This is a genomic window from Achromobacter deleyi, from assembly GCF_902859705.1.
Lineage (GTDB): Bacteria > Pseudomonadota > Gammaproteobacteria > Burkholderiales > Burkholderiaceae_B > Achromobacter > Achromobacter deleyi.
Map to the genome: position 1 here is coordinate 107,345 of NZ_CADIJO010000002.1, position 21,959 is coordinate 129,303.

At 68.0% G+C, this 21,959-nt stretch carries 18 protein-coding genes; 10 read left to right on the forward strand and 8 right to left on the reverse strand.

Annotation, left to right across the window (positions count from 1 at the left end; translation table 11 throughout):
• The first annotated feature begins 2 nt into the window (after positions 1-2).
• The 3 genes from HV798_RS02990 to HV798_RS03000 are packed head-to-tail and all read left to right on the forward strand — an operon-like array spanning position 3 to position 3,402.
• A complete protein-coding gene (locus tag HV798_RS02990; RefSeq protein ID WP_175191404.1) occupies positions 3-1,118 on the forward strand; it encodes a glycosyltransferase family 4 protein in 1,116 nt (371 codons plus the stop codon).
• On the forward strand, positions 1,115-2,272 hold the full coding sequence (locus tag HV798_RS02995) for a glycosyltransferase family 4 protein (RefSeq protein ID WP_175191403.1): 1,158 nt from the start codon (positions 1,115-1,117) through the stop codon (positions 2,270-2,272). Before HV798_RS02990 ends, HV798_RS02995 begins: the two co-directional genes overlap by 4 nt.
• Positions 2,269-3,402, forward strand: a complete 1,134-nt coding sequence (locus HV798_RS03000; RefSeq protein WP_175191402.1) for a glycosyltransferase family 4 protein — start codon at positions 2,269-2,271, stop codon at positions 3,400-3,402. The genes HV798_RS02995 and HV798_RS03000 overlap by 4 nt, the downstream gene beginning before the upstream one ends.
• A 51-nt stretch (positions 3,403-3,453) precedes the next feature.
• Here HV798_RS03000 and HV798_RS03005 read toward each other — a convergent pair whose 3' ends face one another.
• From HV798_RS03005 to HV798_RS03015, 3 genes are all read right to left on the reverse strand, one after another.
• Positions 3,454-5,130 carry a gamma-glutamyltransferase family protein gene (locus tag HV798_RS03005; RefSeq protein ID WP_246288553.1) on the reverse strand — a complete coding sequence of 559 codons (1,677 nt, stop codon included), beginning with the start codon at positions 5,128-5,130 and terminating at the stop codon, positions 3,454-3,456.
• A gap of 80 nt (positions 5,131-5,210) precedes the next feature.
• Positions 5,211-6,770: a glucose-6-phosphate isomerase gene (gene pgi / locus HV798_RS03010; RefSeq protein WP_175191401.1), complete on the reverse strand. Its 1,560-nt coding sequence runs from the start codon at positions 6,768-6,770 to the stop codon at positions 5,211-5,213.
• A 7-nt stretch (positions 6,771-6,777) separates the two neighbouring features.
• On the reverse strand, positions 6,778-8,169 hold the full coding sequence (locus tag HV798_RS03015) for a phosphomannomutase/phosphoglucomutase (protein ID WP_025139419.1): 1,392 nt from the start codon (positions 8,167-8,169) through the stop codon (positions 6,778-6,780).
• A 256-nt stretch (positions 8,170-8,425) separates the two neighbouring features.
• Between HV798_RS03015 and HV798_RS03020 the strand changes: the two genes are divergently transcribed.
• The 5 genes from HV798_RS03020 to HV798_RS03040 all read left to right on the forward strand — a co-directional run bounded on the left by HV798_RS03020 (position 8,426) and on the right by HV798_RS03040 (position 13,533).
• Positions 8,426-9,055, forward strand: a complete 630-nt coding sequence (locus HV798_RS03020; protein ID WP_175191400.1) for a BPTD_3102 family carboxylase-like protein — start codon at positions 8,426-8,428, stop codon at positions 9,053-9,055.
• A gap of 93 nt (positions 9,056-9,148) precedes the next feature.
• Positions 9,149-10,564, forward strand: coding sequence for an FAD-binding oxidoreductase (locus HV798_RS03025; RefSeq protein ID WP_175191399.1), 1,416 nt, complete (start codon positions 9,149-9,151; stop codon positions 10,562-10,564).
• A gap of 40 nt (positions 10,565-10,604) precedes the next feature.
• Entirely contained in the window at positions 10,605-11,318 is a 714-nt protein-coding gene (locus HV798_RS03030) for a response regulator transcription factor (protein ID WP_175216328.1), read from the forward strand.
• Positions 11,315-12,646, forward strand: coding sequence for a sensor histidine kinase (locus HV798_RS03035; protein ID WP_175216329.1), 1,332 nt, complete (start codon positions 11,315-11,317; stop codon positions 12,644-12,646). The genes HV798_RS03030 and HV798_RS03035 overlap by 4 nt, the downstream gene beginning before the upstream one ends.
• A gap of 98 nt (positions 12,647-12,744) precedes the next feature.
• Complete coding sequence (locus HV798_RS03040) at positions 12,745-13,533, forward strand: phosphatase PAP2 family protein (RefSeq protein ID WP_175191397.1); 789 nt, start codon at positions 12,745-12,747, stop codon at positions 13,531-13,533.
• On the opposite strand, the gene HV798_RS03045 is transcribed toward HV798_RS03040, so the two are convergent.
• The 5 genes from HV798_RS03045 to HV798_RS03065 form a co-directional block, all read right to left on the reverse strand.
• Complete coding sequence (locus HV798_RS03045; protein ID WP_175191396.1) at positions 13,485-14,768, reverse strand: TRAP transporter large permease; 1,284 nt, start codon at positions 14,766-14,768, stop codon at positions 13,485-13,487. The genes HV798_RS03040 and HV798_RS03045 overlap by 49 nt on opposite strands.
• Complete coding sequence (locus tag HV798_RS03050; protein ID WP_025139426.1) at positions 14,759-15,322, reverse strand: TRAP transporter small permease; 564 nt, start codon at positions 15,320-15,322, stop codon at positions 14,759-14,761. Before HV798_RS03050 ends, HV798_RS03045 begins: the two co-directional genes overlap by 10 nt.
• 9 nt (positions 15,323-15,331) lie before the next feature.
• Entirely contained in the window at positions 15,332-16,309 is a 978-nt protein-coding gene (locus tag HV798_RS03055; protein WP_175191395.1) for a TRAP transporter substrate-binding protein, read from the reverse strand.
• Positions 16,310-16,430: 121 nt separating this feature from the next.
• On the reverse strand, positions 16,431-17,312 hold the full coding sequence (locus HV798_RS03060) for an SMP-30/gluconolactonase/LRE family protein (protein WP_175191394.1): 882 nt from the start codon (positions 17,310-17,312) through the stop codon (positions 16,431-16,433).
• A gap of 14 nt (positions 17,313-17,326) precedes the next feature.
• Positions 17,327-18,166, reverse strand: a complete 840-nt coding sequence (locus HV798_RS03065; RefSeq protein WP_175191393.1) for an NAD-dependent epimerase/dehydratase family protein — start codon at positions 18,164-18,166, stop codon at positions 17,327-17,329.
• A gap of 129 nt (positions 18,167-18,295) precedes the next feature.
• On the opposite strand from HV798_RS03065, the gene HV798_RS03070 reads away from it, so the two are divergent.
• Positions 18,296-19,024, forward strand: coding sequence for a FadR/GntR family transcriptional regulator (locus HV798_RS03070; protein ID WP_175191392.1), 729 nt, complete (start codon positions 18,296-18,298; stop codon positions 19,022-19,024).
• A 227-nt stretch (positions 19,025-19,251) separates the two neighbouring features.
• Positions 19,252-21,147 (forward strand): LTA synthase family protein, encoded by a 1,896-nt coding sequence (locus tag HV798_RS03075; protein ID WP_175191391.1) that lies wholly within the window; start codon positions 19,252-19,254, stop codon positions 21,145-21,147.
• The last annotated feature ends 812 nt before the right edge of the window (positions 21,148-21,959 follow it).

Sequence of the window (21,959 nt, forward strand, 5' to 3'; positions counted from 1 at the left end):
GAATGAAGATACTGATGCTGGTCAGTTCCATGCACGCCGGGGGCGCCGAGCGCGTGGCCGCCACGCTGGTCAACGCCTGGGCCGAACGCGGAGACGATGTCACCCTGACGCCGACCTACTCGTCCAAGGGGACCTGCTTCTACCCGTTGTCGGACAAGGTCAAGCTGGAATGGCTGGCAGACCTGGCGGGCACCCGGGTGTCGGGTCCGTTGGCCGCATTCCGGCGCCTGTTGGCGCTGCGCCGGCATATCCGCGACTCCAGGCCGGATGTGGTGGTGTCTTTTCTGACCAACGTCAACGTTGCCGCCATCCTGGCCACGCGCGGGTTGCGCGCGCCGCTGATCGTCTGCGAGCGTACCAATCCGGTGGCCGAAACCACCACGGGCACGGTGTGGCGCCGGTTGCGTCGCCTGCTGTATCCGCGCGCCGACATGGTGACGGTGCAGGCGGCCGACACGGCCGGCCCGTTCTCGCGCCAGGTGCCGGGCATCAAGCGCCTGGCCGTGATTCCCAACCCCTTGCCCGCGCCGCTGCTGGATGCGCCGCTGGTGACGCAGACGGATGACGGTTCACCGCGCACGCTCCTGGCGATGGGGCGCCTGGTGACCGACAAGCAGTTCGATCTGTTGATCGATGTGTTCGCGCAGCTGGCGCCGGATTTCCCCGACTGGAACCTGCGCATCTGGGGCGAAGGCCCCGAGCGCGGCGCGCTCGAGCAGCAGGTGGCGCAACTGGGCCTGCAATCGCGCGTCGAACTGCCGGGCCGTACCGAAACGCCCTGGGACGAACTGGCTCGTGGCCAGGCCTTCGTGCTGAGTTCGCTGGTGGAAGGCTTTCCCAATGTGTTGCTGGAATCCATGGCGCTGGGCCTGCCCTGCGCCGCATTCGATTGCCCCAGCGGCCCGCGCGAAATGACCCGCGACGGCCAGGACGCCCTGCTGGTGCCTGCCGGCGACCGCGACGCGCTTCGCGAGGCGCTGCGGCGCCTGCTGAGCGATCCGGCGCTGCGCCAGCAGATGGGCGTGCGCGCCGCAGCCGCCGTGCGCCAGCGCTACGCGCTGGCCAGCGTGCTGTCGGAATGGGATGAGTTGTTCGAAGCTGTAAGGGAAGGGCGATGAGCCAAGCCGCATTGCGCGTCCTGCATGTGATCACCGGCCTGGGGCAGGGCGGTGCGGAATCCGTGCTGTGGCGCCTGGCCACGTATCCGGATCAGGCCGTCGAACACGTGGTGGTGTCGTTGACCGATGACGGTGTGTACGGCGAACGGTTGCGTGCGGCGGGCGTTGCCGTGCATACGCTGGGCATGCCGCGCGGCCGCATCACGCTGGGCGGCTTCATGGCGTTGCGCCGGCTGATCGCGCAAACGAAGCCGCAGGCCGTGCAGACCTGGATGTACCACGCCGACCTGATCGGCGGCGTGGCGGCCCGCCTGGCCGGCGTGCGCGCGATTGCCTGGGGCATCCGCAATTCTGGCGCGCATCTCGAGCGCAGCAGCCGTTCGGCACGCATGGTGTTGCGCGCGTGCGCGGCGCTGTCGGGTATCTTGCCGCGCGCCATCGTCTGCGCCGCGCAGAATGCCGCCGAACGCCATGCCGCCAAGGGCTACCGGCGCGATCGCATGGTGGTGATCTCCAATGGCTATGACCTGTCGCGCTACGCGCCGGACCCGGCAGCGCGCGAACGCGTGCGGGCCCAATGGGGCCTGGCGGGCGACGTGCCGGTGATCGGCTGCGTGGCCCGCTGGGACCCGCTGAAAGACCATGCCAACCTGCTGCGTGCCGTGGCCGCGCTGGTGCGCGATGGCCGCGATGCCGGCCTGCGCTGCGTGCTGGTGGGGCGTGGCATGACGGCGGACAACCCGGACTTGATGGCGCTGGTCGACAAGCTGAATCTACGCGACCGACTGGTGCTGGCCGGCCCCAGCGACGACGTACCCGCCGTGATGAACGGGCTGGACCTGCATGTGCTGTCCAGCTGCGCCGAGGGCTTTCCCAACGTGGTGGCCGAGGCCATGGCCTGCGGCATCTATTGCGTGGCGACGGATGTGGGCGACGCCGCCTACATCATCGGCGAGACCGGCGTGGTGGTGCCGCCCGAGCAGCCCGAGGCACTGGCGCGCGGCATCGAAACCGGCCTGCGTGAAGTGGCTTCACGCGGCCAGGGGCGTGCGGGCGAGGCCGGACGCGCCCGGGTGCTGGAAAACTTCGACCTGGCGCGCATGGTGCAAAGCTATATCGCGGTCTGGCGCCGCATTTCCGGAGCGCCGGCATGAGCGCCGCCCGTCGTTTGCTGTTCGTCGTCAACAACCCCGCGTTCTTCATGTCGCATCGGGTGCCGCTGGCGCTGGCCGCGCAGCGCGCCGGCTACGACGTGCACGTGGCCACGATGGATGGCCCCGCTGTGGCGGATATCCAGGCGCTGGGCATGACGCATCACGCCATTCCCATGACGCGCAGCGGCAAGCATCCGTTGCAGGAACTGGGCACGCTGATGGCGCTGCTGCGCCTGTTCCGCCGCTTGCGGCCGCAGGTGGTGCACCTGGTGACCATCAAGCCGGTCCTGTATGGCGGCATCGCCGCACGGCTGGCACGTGTGCCGGGCATGGTGGCGGCGATCTCCGGGCTGGGGTTCGTGTTCCTGTCCAATTCGCTCAAGATGCGGCTGGTGCGCGCCGTGGTGGCGCGGCTGTACCGCATCGCGCTGGGGCACTCCAACAGCCGCGTGATTTTCCAGAACGCCAGCGACCGCGACATGCTCAAGTCGCTGGGGGCGGTGCGTGACGAACAGGTGGTGCTGATCCGTGGCGCCGGGGTGGACCTGAACGACTACCGGGCGCAGCCCGAACCTGCTACCCCGCCCGTGGTGGCGACCATGGTGGCGCGGCTGCTGCGCGACAAGGGTGTGCAGGAATTCGTGCAGGCCGCCAGACTGCTGCGCGAGCGCGGCGTGCCGGTGACGATGCGCCTGGTGGGCGGCGTGGACGCTGGCAATCCGGCATCGGCCACCCAGGCCGAGGTGGATGCCTGGCAACGCGAGGGTTGTGTCGAGGCGCTGGGCGAGCGTTCGGATGTGCCGCAGCTGTATGCGGCCTCGCACATCGCGGTGCTGCCGTCGTATCGCGAGGGCCTGCCCAAATCGCTGATCGAGGCCGCCGCTTGCGGACGCGCCGTGGTGACCACCGATGTGCCCGGTTGCCGCGATGCGATCGATCCGGACAAGACGGGACTGCTCGTGCCGGTGCGCGACCCGCAGGCGCTGGCCGATGCCATCGCCCGCCTGGCCGGCGATCCGGCATTGCGGCAGGCCATGGGGGCGGCCGGCAGGGCCTTGGCCGAGCGCGAGTTCAACATCGAACGCGTCGCCCGAATCCATGTGGACCTGTACGACACGCTCAGCGCGTAGCGCACCCACGGGCCTGCGTGCGGCGCCGTCGGGCGCCGCCAGGCCCTGGCCCTAGCCGCCCAGCGCAGCGCCGTCGCGGCGCGGGTCTGCCGCGCCATCCAGCCCTTGCGGCGTCACGCGGATCGCGGCGGCGCCGCTTTTCATTTCGACCTGCTCGACCTTGTGGCCCTGGGCGGCCAGCTGTGCCGCCGATTCGAGCGGCACGCGGTCTTTTTCGACCTGGCTGCGGCCGGTGTTGCCCGCAACGTGCGGCAGCGCCAACGCGTCGGCCGGGCGCAGGCCCCAGGCCAGCGTGCCCACCACGGCCTGTGCGATGTAGTCGACGATGTAGCCGCCGCCGGCCGACCCCGTGACCAGCACCAGCTTGCCGTCGCGGTCGAATACCATGGTGGGCGCCATCGACGTGACCGGGCGCTTGTTGGGCGCCATGGCGTTGGGCGCATCCTTGCCGTGGCTTGATGAGAAGTTGGTCAGGGCGTTGTTCAGGAAGAAGCCATGCGGCATCAGCCAGGAACCGAAGTTCAGGTTGATGGTGGTGGTCATGGACAAGGCGTTGCCATGGGCATCGACGATGGCGACCTGGCTGGTCTCGGTGGTGCCGGGGGCTTCGGCGCCGGCCGGCGCCGGCACGCCCGCGAATACGCCGGGACGCGGATGCACGATCGCCTTGCCGGACAGCAGGGCGGCGCGCTGATCGACATAGGCAGGCGAGATCAGTTGGCGCACGGGCGCCTTCACTTGATCGGGGTCGCCTATGTAGGCCAGCCGGTCGGCGCGGGCGATACGAGCCGTATCGATGAGCAGATGGTCGGCCGCGGTCGAGCCGGGCGCCAGCGTGTCGATGCGGCGCTGCGACAGCATGCCCAGTTGCTGCAAGACCGAGACGCCGCCAAAGCTGGGGGGCGGAAAGGTGCAGACCTTCCAGGACAGGAACGGGCCGCAGATCGGCGTGCGTTCGGCCGGGCGATAGGCGGCCAGGTCCTGGGCCTGGATCAGGCTGGGATACTTGCCGGCGCCGGTCACGGCCAGGATATCGGCGGTGAGCGCACCCTGGTTGATGGCTTCGGGGTCGGCCGCGACCTTGCGCAGCGCATCGGCCAGCAGCGGGTTGCGTACCGTGGCGCCGACTGGCAGCAATTGCCCCTGGGCATCGTAGAACACGCCGCGAATGGCGGGGTTCTCGGCCAGTTGCGGCAGGCGCTGCAGGCTGTCGTGCAGGTAGGGCGACATCGGGAAGCCGTCTTCGGCGCTGTGGATGCCGGCCTGGAACAGGCTGGCCCAGGGCAGCTTGCCGTAGCGCTGGTGGGCCAGCGCCATGACACGCACGGTGCCGGGCACGCCCACCGGGCGGCCAAAGCGCGCCACGTCTTTCAGGGGCAGCGTGTCGCCGTTGACGTCGGTGCGCAGGCTGGCGGTGGTTCGCGCCGGCGCCGCGGCCAGGCCATCCAGCGCCGACAGGGTGGCGTTGCCCTGGTCCCACACCAGCATGAGCGAACCGCCGCCCAAGCCCGAGGATTGCGGCTCGACCACGGTCAGCACCATCTGCACGGCGATGGCCGCGTCGACCACGCTGCCACCGCGTTTCAGGGCATCCAGGCCCGCGGCGGCGGCCAGCGGATTGGCGGCGGCGACCATGCCCGGGGCGGTTTGCGCCTGGGCACTGACTGCGGCGGCGGTCAGCGCCAGGGCGGCGAGTAACCGGGAGGTGCTGCGGACTGGCAAAGGCATGGGACGCTCCGGAAAGGACGACGGGCCATTATTGGCCCGTCATTCCGTGCTGTCCATAGGGTTGCCCGCCAGGGCCGGCGTCAGTGGCGGCGCGAGATGGCGTCGATCCAGAAGCGGGTGGAGGGGTCCTGGGGGGCGGCCTGCGAAGCGGGGGCGTCCAGCTCGCGGATGATGTTCTTGGCCAGCGCCTTGCCGAATTCCACGCCCCACTGGTCAAAGGGGTTGATGCCCCAGATCACGCCCTGCGTGAAGACCTTGTGCTCGTACAGCGCCAGCAGGGCGCCCAGCGTATAGGCCTCGAGGCGGGGCAGCACGATCAGCGAAGACGGCCGCCCGCCCGGGTGCACCTTGTGCTGCGCCAGCACGCGCGCCTTGGCCGGATCTTTTTCCGTCTGCGAGGTTTCGGCCAGCGCATCGTCGAACGATTTGCCGCGCAGCAGCGCCGCGCGCTGGGCCAGGCAGTTGGCGAACAGCAGTTCGTGGTGGCGCGCGTAGTCGTGGTCGGGCTGTTCGCACAGGATGAAATCGACCGGCGCGCCGGTGGTCTCCTGGTGCAGCCACTGGAAGAAAGTGTGCTGGCAGTCGGTGCCCGACATGCCCCACACTGCCGGCCCGGTCGGAACGCCGGCCGGGCTGCCATCGGCCGTGGCGACCTTGCCCAGGGATTCCATTTCCAGCTGCTGCGCCCACGGCACGATGTGGTACAGCCGCGAGTCATACGGCGAAATGACCAGCGAGTCGTAGCCCAGCACGCTGCGGTTGACGACACCGGCCAACGCCAGCTGCAGGGGTGCGTTCTCGGCAAAGGGGGCATGACGGAAGTGGTCGTCCATGGCGGCTGCGCCGGCCAGGAGCTGGTCGAAGGCATCGTTGCCCAGGGCCAGCGCCACGGGCAGGCCGATGGCCGACCACAGCGAATAGCGGCCGCCCACCCAGTCCCAGATCTGGAAGATGTGGTCGGGCGAGATGCCCAGGTTGAGCGCCGCTTCGACGTTGGCGGTGATGGCCACGACCTGCTTGATCGGGTCGGCCACACCGGCATCGCGCAGCCAGTTCATGGCGACTTCGGCGTTGGCCAGCGGCTCGGTGGTGGTGAAGGATTTGGACGCGACGATGACCAGCGTGTTGTGCGGGTCGAGCCGGCTCATGGCGTCGGCGACGGAGTGCGAGTCGACGTTGGAAGCGAACCGCACTTCGCGCCGCGCGGCGCCGTAGCGCAGGGCGCGCGTCACCAGGCGGGGGCCCCAGTCACTGCCGCCGATGCCCAGGTGCAGCACGCAGCTGTAGCGCTTGGCGGCGTCGGCCTCGCGCACGAATTGGCGCACGCGCTCGCGTTCGGCCAGCACGGCGCTGGCGACCAGGGCCGGCGGCTGGGAGGCGCGCAGGGCAGTGTGCCAGGCGGGACGCTGCTCGGTCCAGTTGGCGTTGCCGCCGTCGAACAGTTGGGCCCGCGCCGCATCAAAGCCTTGCTGGGTCAGCAGGGCCGTAGCGGCTTGCGCCAGCTCGGGCGAATGCGCCTGCGCGCTCAGGTCCAGGCGCAGACCGGGAGCGTTGATCAGGCGAAGGTGCTCGCCGTCCAGGTTGGCGTGTTTGGCAGCGGCGGTGAACTGCTGCCATGCGGGACTGTCGGACAGTGACATGGTCAGTCTAGAAAGGCAAAGTTGCGTCGGGGGCGAGTTTAGCCAGTTCGCGGCGGAAATCGCCCTGGATGCGGGCCAGCGCCTCGGCGGTCTGCGCTTCGAAGCGCAGGACCACGACGGGCGTGGTGTTGGACGGACGCGCCAGGCCAAAGCCGTCGGCATATTCCGCCCGCACGCCGTCGATGGTGACAACGCGCACAGCGCCCGGAAACTGGCCTTGCTCTTGCAGGGCCTGCACCAGCGCGAAAGGCTGGCCTTCTTCCATTTCCAGTTTCAGTTCGGGCGTGGAAACGTCTTGCGGCAAGGCTTCCAGCGGCGCGCACGCATCGGCAAAGCGCGACACGATCTCGAGCAGGCGGGCACCGGTATACAGGCCGTCGTCAAAGCCGTACCAGCGTTCCTTGAAGAAGATATGCCCGCTCATTTCGCCGGCCAGCGGCGCCCCGGTTTCGGCCAGCTTGGCCTTGACCAGCGAGTGGCCGGTCTTCCACATCAGCGGTTCGCCGCCCGCGGCCTGCACCGACAGGCCCACGTGCCGGCTGCACTTGACGTCATAGATGATGGTGGCGCCGGGATTGCGCTCGAGCACGTCGCGGGCGAACAGCACCAGTTGGCGGTCCGGCCAGATGATCTGGCCCGATTTGGTCACCACGCCCAGGCGGTCGCCGTCGCCGTCGAAAGCCAGGCCCAGCTCGCAGTCGGTGGTGGCCAGGCAATGGATCAGGTCCTGCAGGTTCTTGGGTTCGGCCGGATCGGGGTGGTGATTGGGGAACGTGCCGTCGACGTCGCAGAACAGTTCGGTGACGTCGCAGCCCAGGGCCCGGAACAGCTGCGGCGCGATGGCGCCGGCCACGCCGTTGCCGCAATCGATGGCGATCTTCATGGGGCGGGCCAGCTTGATGCCCGAGGCCACGCGCGCAATGTAGGACGCGACCAGGTCCAGCTCGCGGCGCACGCCGGGACGTGCGGCCGGGGCGGCCGGGGCGCCATTCATGACGCGGGCCAGCGCCTGCACGTCTTCGCCGTACAGGGCGCGTCCGCCCATCATCATCTTGAAGCCGTTGTACTTGGGCGGATTGTGGCTGCCGGTGATGGCGACGCCCGAGCCGGTCTGCATGGTGTTCGCGGCGAAGTACACCAGCGGCGTGGGGACCTGGCCGACGTCCAGGGTGTCGACCCCGCCTTCCAGCATGCCTTCCTGCAGCGCCTGCGACAGCATTTCGCTGCTCAGGCGGCCGTCGCGGCCCACCACCAGCGTCTGGATACCTTGCGCTTGCGCAAGCGCGGCCAGCGCCACGCCCAGCGAGCGGGCGAAGCGGGCATCGATCAGATCCGGGACGGTGCCGCGGATGTCATAGGCCTTGAATACCGAGGCGGGAAATTGCGTGTTGTCGGCCACGACGGTTCCTTATTCTAGTAACGATACTGGCATGCAGCTGGCAGGCGCTGCCGGGGAAACCGGGGAGGCTCTGCTGGTTAACCCCTAGGCCGGACGGGCCGGCAGGACGGGGCGAAAACCAGGATTATCCCCCATTGGGGCGGGGCGCATCATCCGGCGGGCGCCGTAGGGCGTCAAGGGCCTTGCGTGGCGACGGAACTTGCCCGTCATCCGAAGGTGATACGCTTGCCATGCAAGCAGAAAGACCGGAGGGGCCATGGGAGCCAAAGTATCCACAGTCATGTCATCGGGCGGCGCCAGGCGCAGGCGGGGGCCGCCCACGGACTTCGCCGGCCCCGCCGCCGGGCGGGAGCGCCGGCTCGACATCCACGTATTCGTATCGCCCGAGGGCGAGCTGGCGACCGGCCGGGCCTGGGAGCGCTGCGTCTGGCGCGATGCCCGCGTGCTGATCGCCGAATGTCCGGCGCCGCACCTGCCCGCCTCCATTGAAAGCGCGCTGCGCGCCATTGCGGCCAGCGTGGCGCGGGACCTCGCCTGGCAAGGCATGGGCACCGTGGCCTTTTCGCTGGACGACCGCAGCGGCGTCTTTCGCGTGATCTGCGCCGAATCGCAGCCTCGTTCGGGCGCGGCCGTGGCCGATTTCGAACCGGTCGCCGCGCATGCGCTGGAAGTGCGCATTGACGGCTGCGCCGAGCGCCGCAAGCCCTGCACCCGCCTGCTGGTGTGCGGCGCCACGCGCGGCGAGGCCCTGAGGCGTGCGTACCGTGCGCTGTCCGAGATGCCCGGCCCGGCCGGTGTGGACCGGGCTTTCCTGATGAACCGCATCGCCTCAAGGGCCTACTGCACGGGCCTGACGGGCACCCGGCTGGATCAGGCCGTCGGCTAGGGGGCAGGCCAGGCGCCGCTGCCTCTACAATAGGCCGCATATCCCTTGAACAGCGCCCGGGCGCGGCCCGGCGCGATTTCCTGTGCGGCGCCTATGAATTTGCTGAGCGATTTGCAGTCCCTTCTGGGCGCGTCCCATGTGCTGACCGGCGCGGACGCCGATTCCTACGTGCTCGACTGGCGCCGGCGCTATCGGGGCGCGGCGCTGGCGGTGATCCGCCCGGGATCCACCCAGGAAGTGGCCGACGCCATCAAGCTGTGCGCCCGCCACGGCGTGCCGGTGGTGCCGCAAGGCGGCAACACCGGTCTGTGCGGCGGCGCCACGCCCGACGATTCCGGCAGCGCCGTGGTGCTGTCCACCGCCCGCCTGACCCGGGTGCGCGCGCTGGATACCGACAACGACACCATCACGGTAGAAGCCGGCTGCATCCTGCAAGCGGTGCAAGAGGCCGCGGCCAACGCGGGCCGGCTGTTCCCGCTGAGTCTTGCGGCCGAAGGCAGCTGCACCATCGGCGGCAACCTGGCCACCAATGCCGGCGGCACGCAAGTGCTGCGCTACGGCAACACGCGCGACCTGACCCTGGGGCTGGAAGTCGTGACCGCCGAAGGCGAGATCTGGGACGGCCTGCGTGGCCTGCGCAAGGACAACACCGGCTACGACCTGCGCGACCTGTACATCGGCAGCGAGGGCACGCTGGGCATCATCACCGCGGCCACGCTCAAGCTGTTTCCGCGGCCGGTGGCCTCGTGTACGGCGCTGCTCACGCTGGACAGCATCGACAACGCGGTGGAACTGCTGTCACGCGCCCGCGCCGGCTTTGGCGCCGCGCTGACCGGCTTCGAACTGATGAGCGGCGATTGCCTGCAAGCGGTGGTGCGGCTGTTTCCGCAACAGCGCCTGCCATTTGACGGTGAATCCGCCGCATCGCCCTGGTTCGCGCTGCTGGAACTGTCCGACAGCGAAAGCGAGACCCATGCGCGCGAGCGCTTTGAAACGGTGCTGGGCGAGGCCATCGAGGTCGGCCTGGTGAACGATGCCGCCATTGCCGCCAATGTGGCGCAGAGCAAGGCGTTGTGGCACCTGCGCGAAAGCATTCCGCTGGCCGAGGCCGAGCTGGGCAAGTCCGTCAAGCACGATGTGTCGATTCCCATATCGGCCATCGCCGGTTTCGTGCACAAGACCAATGCGCTGCTGCAGGCGCGTTTTCCGGGGGTGCGGCACGTGATCTTCGGCCATCTGGGCGATGGCAACTTGCATTACAACGTAGCCAATGCGCCGGGCCAGACCGAAGCCGAACTGCTGGCGCTGCAAAGCGACGTCTATGGCGTGGTGCACGACAGCGTGCATGCCCACGCGGGCTCGATCAGCGCCGAGCATGGCGTTGGCCAGCTCAAGCGCGACGAGCTGCCGCGCTACAAGAGTCCGGTCGAGCTGGCGCTGATGCGCCGCATCAAGCGCGCGCTCGACCCGCAAGGCCTGATGAATCCCGGCAAGGTGCTGCAAGCCTGAGGCGGGGCGCTCAACCTTTCTTTCCATGGGGAATGCAAATATGGCGGCCAGTTCCGCAGCGGGGGCGAACCAACGGATCCTGATCGTCGAAGACGATCACATCATCGCCGGCAATCTGTACACGTTCCTGGAAGCGCGCAAGTTCCTGCCGGACGTGGCCTACAGCGGTCCGGCCGCGCTCAAGCGCCTGGACGAGCAGCGTTTCGACGCGATGATCCTGGATATCGGCCTGCCGGGCATGGACGGCAACGCGGTGCTGCATGCGCTGCGCAACGAGAAACGCTTGCCGCTGCCGGTGCTGGTGCTGACCGCGCGCGACAGCCTTGAAGACAAGCTGGCGGGCTTTTCGCATGGCGCCGACGATTACCTGACCAAGCCGTTCGCGCTGCTGGAAGTCGAAGCCCGCCTGCTGGCCCTGATCCAGCGCGCCAAGGGTTCCACCGTGGACACGGTGCGGGTGTTCGGCGACCTGCAATACGACACGCGCAGCCGCATGGTGTCCATCGCCGGCAAGCCGGTGCACCTGACGCGCAAGGCGACCATCATTCTTGAAGCGCTGCTGCGCGATCCGGGCCGGGTAGTGTCGCGCGAAGAACTCGAAGCGCAGCTGTGGGGCAGCGAGCCGCCGTCTTCCGATGCTTTGCGCAGCCAGGTTCACCTGCTGCGCCTGGCACTGGCCGATGCCGGCTTCGATGGCATCGAAACGCTGCACGGCACCGGCTGGCGGCTGGTGGCGAGCGGAGCGGCCGCATGAATCGGCCCTCGACCGGGGCCGGCACCCTGACCCAACGCGTGGTGTGGGCGCTGACGGGCACCGTGGCGCTGTTCGTCACGGCGCTGGCGCTGCTGGCCTACCTGACGTTCGACCAGATGGAAGACGATCTGGTCAACGACATCCTCAACACCGAAATGGACCGCCTGGTGCAGCACGCGCGCACCAGCGACCAGTTCCTGCCGCGCCGCGGCGCCCGCGAGCTGGGCGGGTCCATGCGTGCCTGGCTCAGCGTCGACGGCCAGCCGCCCATCGGCATGCCTGAAGAAATCCGCGGGCTGGACAACGGCCTGCACCTGATCGAACCCGGCGCCTACACCTGGCACGTGATGGTGGCCGAAACCGGCACCGGCAAGGTGTACCTGCTGTACGACGCGACCGACAACGAAGAGCGGGTGCATGATTTCGGCCTGATCGTGCTGGGGGTGGGGGCGATCTGCGTGGTGGGCGCTTACGCCTTGTCGCGACGAGTGGCGGCGGTGGCGGTGGGGCCGTTGCTGGACCTGACCGACCGATTGTCGACCTGGGCGCCGGGGGCGCCCGACCTGGCCGTGACCCGCGACGACGAGGCGGGCCGACTGATCGAGGCCTTCAACCGGGTGCAGAACCAGGTCGACCGGTCGATCGCGCGCGAGCGCGAATTCGCCGGCAATCTCAGCCACGAGGTCCGTACCCCGCTCGCGGCCATCCGGTCCGATAGCGAACTGATGCTGCTGACGCAGGAATTGACCGCCGACCAGCGCCAGCGGCTGACGCGGGTGGTGGATAACGTCGACGACGTCATCGTCTGCCTGGAAAGCGCGCGCGCCATGGCCCGCGACCAGATGCGTCCGCCCGAACCGGTCGACCTGGGCGAATGCATGCTGGATGCCTGGCGGGGCTATGAAACGCAGGCCGGCCTGGCCGAACTGCGCTTTGACAATCGCATCGAGCCTGACCACATCCGCATTCTGGACCGCTATGCGCTGCTGACCGTGCTGCGCAACCTGGTGCGCAATGCCGTCGAGCATGCTGCACCGGCCACCCTGACGGCCAGCCTGGACGCCGACGGCGCCTTGCTGCTCAGCGACGACGGCAAGGGCATCGCGGCCGACGACCTGCCGTTCCTGTTCCGCCGGTATTACAGCGGCCGGATGCGCGATTCCGGCATGGCCGGGCGCGACGAAACCGCGCGCGGGCTGGGGCTGGCGATCGCCAAGCGGGTCTGCGACATGCAGGGCTGGACGCTGACGGTGGATTCCTCTCGCGAGGGCGAGCAGCGCGGTACGCGCTTCACGCTGCGGTTGGACGCGGCCACTGTCACGGCCTGAACGGACGGCGTGAACAAGGCGTGCGAATTTGACGAATTTTCGACTATCGCACGCCTAAGCTGTCCGCTCCGGCCGACCGCCACCGCACTACCTCCTACATGTCCCCGTTATCCCTGCCCGCGGCCGCTCGGCCGACGCCAGTCGCCTATTTCTTCACGCACGTCATGGGCGTGACCCTGATCCTGGCCTGCCTGGCCTGGTGGGCGAACGCCTCCGGGCTGGACCTGGCGATCGGGCGGGCGCTGTTCAGCCCGGCATTGGACGACTTTCCCCTGCATACCAACCGATGGCTGGAACTGGTCGGGCACCGCATGGTGCTGGCCCTGCCCATCGGCATAGCCCTGGCCGCGGTGGCGGTGGCCGCCGCCAGCTACCGCATTCCCGCCTGGCGGCCCCTGCGCGGTCCGGCCCTGGCGATTGCCCTGACCTGCCTGGTGGGGCAATTGCTGGTCAACCAGCTCAAGCACTACACCACCTTGCCGCGGCCCTACGACCTGGACACGCTGGGCGGCTACACGCCGTATCCGGCGTCCTGGTGGACCTGGGACCGCACCAAGGCCGGCGGCGCCTTGCCCAGCGGCCATGCCGGCGCCGGTTATTCCATGCTGGCCCTGTACTTCGCCGGCTGGGCCGCGGGCCGGCCGAACTGGCGCTGGGGCGGGTTGGCGATAGGGATCATCGCCGGGGTGGCGTTTTCGGTCGTGCGCATCCTGCAGGGCGCGCACTTCCTGAGCCAGACGCTCTGGTCCGCGGCCTTGATGTGGCTGCTGGCCGCGCTGTTCTTCTGGCCGGTGCTGCGGGGACGGAGCGCTGGCGGACCGTCCCCGGTGGCGACGGTTCAGTTGAGCAGCACGCCGGGCAGCCATAGCGAGAACGCGGGCACATAGGTCACCAGCCCCAGGGCCGCGATCAGCGCCCCGTAGAACGGCCAGATCGTCCGCATCACCGTGCCCACCGAAACGCCGCCGATGGCGCAGCCCACGAACTGGGTGGTGCCGACCGGCGGCGTGTTCAGCCCCAGGGCGCAGTTCAGCAGCATCACGATGCCAAACTGCACCGGCCCCATCCCGTACTGCATGCAGATCGGCAGGAAGATCGGCGTGCAGATCAGGATGGTGGCGGCCATGTCCAGGAAGGTGCCGAGCACGAACAGGATGACGTTGACCATCAGGAAGATGGCCCAGGGGCTGGTGGACACGGACGCCATCAGTTCGCCGGTCTTTTCGGCCACGCCGTAGAAGCTGATCAGGTAGCCGAAGGTGGCTGAAATGCCGATCAGCAGCAACACCACCCCCGTCGTCTTGACCGCCTTGCTGGCGGCGCGCACGAACTGGTCCCAGGTCAGCGAGCGATAGACGAAGATGGTCAGCGCCAGCGCATACAGCACCGCCACCGCCGCCGATTCCGTCGCGGTGAACACGCCGCTCAGGATGCCCGCGATGATCAGCACCACCACGAACAGGCCCGGCGTTGCGGCGACCAGCGAGCGCCCGACGATGGTCCAGCCCGGAAACGTGCCTGCCGGGTAGCCGCGGCTGCGCGCCACGAAGTAGGCCGCGGCCAGGTTGCACAGCGTCAGGATCAGCGCGGGGATGACGCCTGCGGCGATCAGGGCGGCAATCGATACCTTGCCGCCCGCCGCCAGCGTATAGATGATGATGTTGTGGCTGGTGGGCATCAGCGCGCCGACCAGCGCCGCGTGGGTCGTGACGTTGACGGCGTAGTCGGCGTGGTAGCCCTCGCGCTTCATCATGGGGATCATCACCGAGCCCATCGCCGAGACGTCTGCCACCGGCGATCCCGACACGCCGCCAAAGAGGGTGCACGCCACCACGTTGGACATGCCCAGGCCGCCGCGCACGTGCCCCACCAGCGATTTGGCGAAGGCCACGATGCGGTCGGCGATGCCGCCGTACAGCATCAGTTCGCCGGTGAAGATGAAGAACGGGATGGCCAGGAACGAGAACGCGTTCATGCCCGAGGTCATCTGCTGGAAGGCGACCGCCAGCGGCAGGTCTTCGTACATGATGGCCGTGATGGACGACAGGCCGATGGCGAAGGCCACCGGCACGCCGATCACCAGGAACCCCATGAAGGTGAATGAGAGTAGGGTCAGCGCCATGCCGGTACCACCTTCTGGTTGCGCAGCAGGGCGATGACGTGCTCGATGGAAAAGAGCGCGATCAACGTGCCGGACAGGGCCGCGGGGATGTATTTCCAGCCGTTGGAGATGCCCAGGTTGGGAATCTTGTAGGGCCAGACGGACTCGGCGAGCAGGGCGCAATTCCAGGCCATCAGCACCCCGAACAGCAGCACCAGCAGGTGGATGAATATCTTCAGGCGCCGCTGGCCGGCCGCGGGCAGCGCGTCCACCAGCGATTCGAAGCCGATGTGGCCGGCATCGCGCACGCCGACCGCCGCGCCCAGCATGGTGACGTACAGCACCAGCAGCAAGGCCAGGCTTTCGGCCCATGTGGGGGTGCTGTTCAGGACGTGGCGGCCGAAGATCTGCAGCGACACGGCGACGATCAGGCAGACCAGCCCGAATACGCTGGTCCACATGCACAGGCGCGCCAGCCGGGCGCAGCCGCGGGTGTAGGCGTCCAGCGGGGCAGCCAGGGCATGCGCCCGGCCCCCCGCCGCGACATCCGGGTCATTCGTGGAGGTAGCCAACATGATGTTCCCTTACTGGACGGCCTGGATCTTGGCGACCAGGTCTTTCATGTCGGGCGTGGTGACGTAGCGGTCATAGACCGGCTTCATCGCCGCCTGGAACGAGGCCTTGTCGACCTCGACGATCTGCGAGCCGGCCTTCTCGACCACGGCGCGGGATTTCTGTTCGCGCTCGTCCCACAGCTTGCGCATGTAGGGCACCGATTCGCGCGCGGCCTCGCGCAGGATCTTCTGGTCGTCGGCCGACAGCTTGTCCCATTGCCGCTTCGAGAAGATCAGCATCTCGGGCGTCATGGTGTGGTCGGTCATCGCGTAGTACTTGGCCACCTCGTAGTGGTGCGCGCTTTCGTAGCTGGGGTAGTTGTTTTCGGCTGCATCCACCAGCCCGGTCTTGAGCGAGGTATAGACCTCGCCCATCGGCATTGGCGTGGCATTGCCGCCCATCGCTTCCACCATGGCGACCGACAGGTCCGACTGCTGCACGCGGATCTTCATGCCCTTGGCATCGGCCAGCGTCTTGATCGGCTTGTTGCGCGTGTACATCGAGCGCGAGCCGCTGTCGTACCAGGCCAAGCCTACGAAGCCGGCCGACTCGCACGACCGCAGGATCTGCTCGCCGATGTCGCTGTCCAGCACCTTGTGCAGGTGGTCCTTGGAGCGGAACAGGAACGGCAGCGACGGCACCCGCGTGGTCTGGCAGATGTTGTGCATGGCGGCGCTGGAGACGCGCGCCATGGCCAGCGCGCCCATCTTCACTTGTTCGATCGAATCGTCTTCGTTGCCCAGCGCGCCGCCTGCGTATACCTTGACGGTGATGCGGCCATTGGTGCGTTGCTTGACCAGTTCGCCGAATTGGCGCACGGCCTGCACGGTGGGGTAATCGTCGGGATGGATGTCCGCGGAGCGCAGCTCGGCGGCATGGGTGGCGGGAATCAGCGTCAGCAAGGCAGCCGCCGCCAGAATGGCGCGGGTCAGGGTCGGGGCAAGCATGTCTACCTCCGGTAGGGAGTACGGCGTTTCGTTGAGGGCCCGTGGGGCCCCGAAGCTCTTTGATATGTCGGACCTGCCTACTACACGTGCGTGGGCGCAAGAGGCGCGCCGCGGTCGGGTGCTAGCCGGCGCTTGCGGTTTCCTCCAGGCCCCGCGCGCCGGGGCGCAGGGCAAACACGGCGCCGGCGGCGGAGCCGGGGGCGGCGTCCGCGGGGCGGATGGATGTGACGAACAGGACGTCCAGGTCCGGTCCGCCGAAGGCGCACATCGCGACCCGCGGGGCGGGCACGTCGACGCTGCGGTCCAGCCGGCCGTCCGGCGTGTAGCGGTAGATGCGGCCCGCTTCGTTGCCGCAGATCCAGTAGCCGCCATCGGCGTCCACGGCTGCGCCGTCGGGCCGGCCGGCGGGCAGCTTCGGGATGAACACGCGGCGGTTGCTCGGCACGCCGGCGTCGGTGTCGTAGTCGTAGGCCCAGACCACCTGCCGCGCCGGATGCGAATCGGACAGGTACAGGGTGCGGCCGTCGGGGCTGAAGGCCAGGCCGTTGGGCACGATCAGGTCCGCAACCACGGCTTGCAGCGCGTCGCCGCCGTCATGCCGGTACAGGCGCCCGGCGTGGCTGGCCAGGCTCATGTCCATGACCATGGTGCCGGCCCAGAAGCGGCCCTGGCGGTCGCAGCGCCCATCGTTGAAGCGCATGCCGGGCGCCCCATGGCGTACGCGCGCCAGCGGCTGCGGCAGGCAGGGCTGCGCCGCGATCAGTGGGCCGCAGGCGTACAGGCCGTCTTCCATGGCCAGCAGCCAGCCGTCGCCGCGCGGCGCGATGCAGCCGGCCATCTGCGGTAGTGCCCAGTGGTCGATGGCGCCGCTGTCCGGCGTCCAGCGCCAGAGCGCGCGGCCAGGGATGTCGGTCCAATAGAAGGATTGGTCGGCGGCGCGCCAGACCGGGCTTTCGCCCACGCCACAGAGCTGGGTGCCGATGCGTTCAACGGAAGTCGCCATGGCGGGGGCGGGACTCAGCGGGGCGGAAAAGGGAAGGGGCCGGCTTTGACGAACGCGCCGCCCTGATAGCGGGCGGCGGGGTCGTCGGCGGGCAAGGGCGGTTGGGCTTCGACCTGGGCGCGGAAGGACTCGGACGAATCCTTGGGCGCAAAACCCAGCGCAGCGGCACGGGCGTTGTCCCACCAGTTGTCGCGGTTGGCCGAGGCGCCGTAGGCGATCAGGTGGCCGACGCCCGGCGTGAAGAGGGATCGCACCACCAGGTCGGTCAGGTCGTCGTAGCTGAGCCAGGTGACCATCATGCGCCGGTCCTTGGGCTCGGGAAACGACGAGCCGATGCGCAGGCAGACGGTCTCGATGCCGTAGCGGTCGTAGTAAAAGCGCGACAGGTTTTCGCCATAGGCCTTGCTCAGGCCATAGTAGCCGTCAGGGCGCAGCGGCACGTCGGCATCCAGCTGCGTACCCTGTTCGTAGAAGCCGATGACGTGGTTGGAGCTGGCGAACACCACGCGCCGCACGCCATGGACGCGGGCGGCTTCGTAGACGTGGTACACGCCCTGGATGTTGGCCGGCAGAATTTCTTCGAAAGAACGTTCCACGGAAACGCCGCCCAGGTGCACAATGGCGTCGACGCCGCGCACCAGTTCGGAAACGGCGGCGGCATCGGCCAGGTCGCAGGGGATGACTTCCTCGCCAGGGCCGGCAGGTGCCAGCGCCGCCACGTCGGATACCCGCAGCACATCGGCATAGGCTTTCAAGCGTGGCCGCAGCACCTTGCCCAGGTTGCCGGCCGCGCCGGTCAATAGCAGGCGATGGCAACGCGGCGCAGCGGGCATGCGGTCGACAACTTGGCTCATGGCGCAACACTCGGTGGATGGCGCAGTGGAGAGGACGTATCTGGTACGTTATCGTACAACCTGTCCAAAGTATAATAAGCACGAATTTTTGCAGTCAAGCTCCACGCAACCGCTTTCGGATAATCCCTGATGAACGCTCCTGTCGATACCCCCGTTTTGCCGCAGCGTCGTCCCCGAAACCTGGCCCAGGGCCTGGTCGAGAGCATTTCCGAACGCATCCGCGGCGGCGACATCCGCCCGGGCGACAAGCTGCCCACGGAATCCGAGATCATGCGGCAGTTCGGCGTCAGCCGCACCGTCGTGCGCGAAGCCCTGTCGCGGCTGCAGGCCTCGGGCCTGGTCGAAACCCACCACGGCGTGGGCACCTATGCCCTGGAACCCAGCGGTGGCGGCGATTTCCGGGTGGACCCGGCCGACATCGCCACCGTGCGCGACGTGCTGGTGCTGCTGGAATTGCGCATCTGCCTCGAAAGCGAAGCCGCGGGCCTGGCCGCGATACGCCGCAGCGGCGCCCAGCTGGCCGACATGCGCCGCGCGCTGGACGCCTTCAAGAGCGCACTGGACAGCGGCGGCGACACCATCACCCCCGACTTCCAGTTCCACCTGCTGGTGTCGCAAGCCACCGACAACCGCTATTTCGCCGACCTGATGTCGCACCTGGGCTCGGCCATCATTCCCCGCACCCGCATCAATTCGGCCAAATTCGCCCACGAAGACCGCCCCGCCTACCTGGCCCGCGTCAACCTGGAACATGAAGACATCTACAGCGCCATCGTCCGCCAGGACGCCGAAGGCGCCCGCGCCGCAATGCGCACCCACCTGAGCAACAGCCGCGAGCGTTTGCGCAAGGTGCAGTAACGACGACGGGCTGTCCTCCGCGGATACAGCGTTGGCTGAAATACGACGTCATACAACGTTTACCCAACCTCGCTAGAGATTCAACCGCCGCTCACCGCCGCCGTCCCCGCCAAACCGCGTTAATCTTGGCCGTTTTCATTCACCGGACGGCAAGGCATGGTTTGGCTCGGTCATCGTAGCGACGCATCAACGCAAGGGTTTGGCAGCCGCCAGGGGAGGGCCGCCGCATGCGCCGCCTGACACTTCGGTTCATCCTGTCCGTCCTGGTCCTGCTGACCCTCAGCCGGCTGGGCCTGTCGCTGTGGATGTGGGACCGCGTCGAGGCCGCCGGCGGCCTGTGGCCCGTGCTGTTCGGCGGCCTGCGCATCGACGTCTGCCTGTTGTCCATGGTGATCGCGCTGCCCGCGGTGTTCTCGCCGTGGTTCGGCCACCGCGCCTGGGGCGCCCGCGTCACCGCCTGGTGGTTCCGCATCTGGTGGATGCTGTACGTGCTGCTGGAAGTCTCCACGCCGCAATTCATCGCCGAATACGACACCCGGCCCAACCGCCTGTACTTCATCTACCTGCTCAACCCGAAAGAAGTCGGTTCGATGCTGTGGCAGGGCTACAAGGGCGTGCTGCTCGCCGCGGCCATCGTGTTGATCCTGGCGGCCTGGCTGGCGGTCAAGCTGTTCCCGACACGCGTACGCGATCCGTTCATGGCGTGGTGGAAGCGGCCGGTGGCGACCCTGGTCATCCTGGCCCTGGTGGTGCTGGGCGCACGCGGCACGCTGGAGCACCGCCCCATCAACCCGGCCAAGGTGGCGTTCAGCTCGGATGCCATGGTCAATTCGCTGGCCCTGAACTCGCTGTACAGCGTGTTCGACGCCGCCTACCGCATGCGCGACGAGCGCTCGTCGGCCGCGATGTACCCCAAGATGCCGGTGGACGAAATGAACGCCATCGTGCGCGAAAAAGCCGGCCTGTCCGGCCCGCCGCTGGACCCGCGCTACCCCAGCCTGCACGAACAGAAAGCCACTGTACGCCGCGACAAGCCGCTGAACGTGGTGATCATTCTGCAGGAAAGCCTGGGCGCCCAATACGTCGGCAGCCTGGGCGGCAAGGACCTGACGCCCAACATCGATCGCCTGGCCAAGGACGGCTGGATGTTCCACCGCGCCTACGCCACCGGCACGCGCTCGGTGCGCGGCATCGAAGCGGTGACGGCAGGCTTTCTGCCCAGCGTGGCCGACGCCGTGGTCAAGCTGCCACGCTCGCAGACCGGCTTCTTCACGCTGGCGCAAGTGCTGGGCAAGCACGGCTACCACTCGCGTTTCGTCTACGGCGGCGAATCCCATTTCGACAATATGCGGGCATTCTTCCTGGGCAACGGCTTCAACGAAGTCATCGACCGCCCGAAGTTCGTGAACCCGGTGTTCGAAGGCTCGTGGGGTGCTTCCGACGAAGACATGTTCAACCAGGTCGACCGCCTGCTGCGCGAAGACGGCGACAAGCCCGTCTTCACCCTGGCGTTCTCGGTGAGCAACCACTCGCCCTGGGAATACCCCGCCGGCCGCATCCAGCCAGTGGGCGACCCGGCCAGCGTGGACAACACGGTGCGCTACGCAGACTGGGCGCTGGGCCAATTCTTCGACAAGGCCCGCCAGGCCCCATACTGGAACAACACGGTCTTCCTGGTGATCGCCGACCACGATTCGCGCGTCTACGGTTCGATCCCGGTCCCGGTCCGCCACTTCCAGATCCCCGCGCTGATCCTGGGCGCCGGCATTACCCCCCGCCAGGACGACCGCATCGTGAGCCAGATCGACATGGCGCCGACGCTGCTGTCGCTGATCGGCCTGGACAACGTGAACCCGATGCTGGGCGCAGATCTGACGCAACGAGATCCGAATCGGGCGCTGATGCAGTACGCAGACAATTTCGGCTATCTACGCGGCGACAAGCTGCTGGTTCTGGAACCTTCGAAGGCGCCAAAAGAATATCGGTATGAGGCGGCGCCGGTGGGGCGTGATGAAATCTATGAGCCTGTTGAGCCTGTGGATGAGGGGCTTTCTAAGGAGGCTCTGGCGCATGGATTGTGGGGGAGTTGGGTTTATCGGGAAGAGAAGTATCGGTTGCCTTGAGTTGGGTCTTTAGTCTGTTGGGTTCTTGAGCCGCGCTTGGCGGTGTCGGCGGGTGGAGGGCGGGGCTACGATTGCGGTCCGGAGCCTTCGCTCCGGACTGCCCCGTCCTCATCCTCGTACGCCTTCGGCTCCCTACGGATTCCGTCGGGCGCATCTACACGCCCCGCCCTCCACCCGCCGACACCGCCAAGCGCTCACGATTACGATTAGCCGCGGTTGCTGGGGCGGGTGGTGTGCTTGGCATATTTATCCCCGTCGGAGTGGGGTGGGCGGGGTGGGGCGTTGCCCGCTTCGTGCCGGCCGCGCGGGCGGCCTTACGAAGCTTACGCGGCGTCTTGCGGGCGCTGATGACGCTCTCGCGTGTAGGTGAGGATGTTGTTTTCTAGCGGCGCGGATGCCGTGGAGTGTCACGTCAGTGTGCAGCGCCTGATGGGCGGCGCGCGAGACAGTCAGCATGCGCAAGCAGGACCCCGCCGCGCCGCCCATCACCGCCCCACCCCCAACGTGACGAGCCACTAGAAAACCAATCTCCAACAGCGCGAAGCGTCGTCGCAACACTTTCCAGCAACGCAATGCCAAACGTGGCCGCCCGCGCGGCCGCGGCTTGGCGACCCTGCAGATTCCATTCCCCGCACACAGGTCTAGCAGCGCAACGATTCGAGACGCGCGTAGCCCCTCGCGGCGGTGGCATGCGGGGCGGGCAACCTCGATGCGCCCGAGGGAATCTGAAGGGAGCCGAAGGCGGACGAAGATGACGAAGGGGCAGTCCGGAGCGAAGGCTCCGGACCGCAATCGTGGGCGCCCGCCCCGCA